Annotated in this window: 2 pseudogenes; both read right to left on the bottom strand. The window is 65.4% G+C overall.

What is annotated here, in order from left to right:
• Positions 1–654: pseudogene (locus tag FGF04_RS42045) on the bottom strand (alpha-amylase family glycosyl hydrolase); the annotation flags it as partial.
• 12 nt (positions 655–666) lie between these two features.
• Positions 667–1,548: pseudogene (locus FGF04_RS42040) on the bottom strand (alpha-amylase family glycosyl hydrolase); the annotation flags it as partial.
• Between the last annotated feature and the right edge of the window lie 61 nt (positions 1,549–1,609).

The raw sequence follows: 1,609 nt of genomic DNA, 5'->3' as shown, positions 1-1,609 counted from the left end.
CCGGCCGGGATCGCAGGAGGAAAAGCCCGCGTTGCGGTCGGGGGTCCACTGCATGGGGGTGCGCACCGCGTCGCGGTCACCGAGCCAGATGTTGTCGCCCATGCCGATCTCGTCCCCGTAGTAGAGGATCGGGCTGCCGGGCAGGGACAGCAGCAGGGCGGTGAACAGTTCGATCTGGTTGCGGTCGTTGTCCAGCAAGGTGGCCAGGCGCCGTCGGATGCCGATGTTGGCGCGCATGCGGGGGTCTTTCGCGTATTCCGCATACATGTAGTCGCGCTCTTCGTCGGTCACCATCTCCAGGGTGAGCTCGTCGTGGTTGCGCAGGAAGATGCCCCACTGGCAGCCCGAGGGGATCGCCGGAGTCTTCGCCAAAATCTCCGACACGGGGTAGCGGGATTCGCGGCGTACGGCCATGAAGATGCGCGGCATGACGGGGAAGTGGAAGGCCATGTGGCATTCGTCGCCGCCGGCGGTGTAGTCGCCGAAGTAGTCGACGACGTCCTCGGGCCACTGGTTGGCCTCGGCGAGCAGGACGGTGTCGGGGTAGTGGGCGTCGATCTCCGCGCGTACGCGTTTGAGGACCTGGTGGGTGGCGGGGAGGTTTTCGCAGTCGGTGCCCTCTTCGGCGAACAGGTAGGGCACGGCGTCCAGGCGGACGGCCATGAAGATGCGCGGCATGACGGGGAAGTGGAAGGCCATGTGGCATTCGTCGCCGCCGGCGGTGTAGTCGCCGAAGTAGTCGACGACGTCCTCGGGCCACTGGTTGGCCTCGGCGAGCAGGACGGTGTCGGGGTAGTGGGCGTCGATCTCCGCGCGTACGCGTTTGAGGACCTGGTGGGTGGCGGGGAGGTTTTCGCAGTCGGTGCCCTCTTCGGCGAACAGGTAGGGCACGGCGTCCAGGCGGAAGCCGTCGATGCCCAGGTCGAGCCAGAATTTGAGGGCGGAGATGATTTCCTCGACGACGGCGGGGTTTTCGAAGTTGAGGTCGGGCTGGTGGGAGAAGAAGCGGTGGAAGAAGTACTGCTTGCGCACCGGGTCGAAGGTCCAGTTGGAGACCTCGGTGTCGACGAAGATGATGCGGGCYTCSGCGTATTGCTGGTCGTCGTCGGCCCACATGTAGTAGTCGCCGTAGGGGCCGGTGGGGTCGTTGCGGGAGGCCTGGAACCACGGGTGCTGGTCGCTGGTGTGGTTCATGACGAAGTCGATGATGACGCGCATGCCGCGCTGGTGGGCGGCATCCACGAATTCGACGAAGTCGGCGAGGTCGCCGAATTCGGGCAGGACGGCGGTGTAGTCGGAGACGTCGTAGCCGCCGTCSCGGAGGGGGGATTGGAAGAAGGGGGGCAGCCACAGGCAGTCGATGCCCAGCCATTGCAGGTAGTCGAGTTTGGCGGTGAGGCCTTTGAGGTCGCCGATGCCGTCGCCGTTGCTGTCCTGGAAGGAGCGGACCAGGACTTCGTAGAAGACGGCGCGTTTGAACCATTCGGGGTCCCGGTCTTTTGCGGGGGTGTCCTCGAACTTGTCCTCGACGGGCTCGTTGACGATCATGTGGGTGACCCTCCGGTGGGCGGTGAGGACGGTCGCAGGACGGTCAGTACGTGCGCGGGCG

It is taken from the genome of Streptomyces apricus (assembly GCF_008369065.1).
Classification (GTDB): Bacteria; Actinomycetota; Actinomycetes; order Streptomycetales; family Streptomycetaceae; genus Streptomyces; species Streptomyces apricus.
The sequence above is the reverse complement of the archived record's forward strand: the minus strand, read 5'-3'. Positions and strand labels throughout refer to the sequence as shown.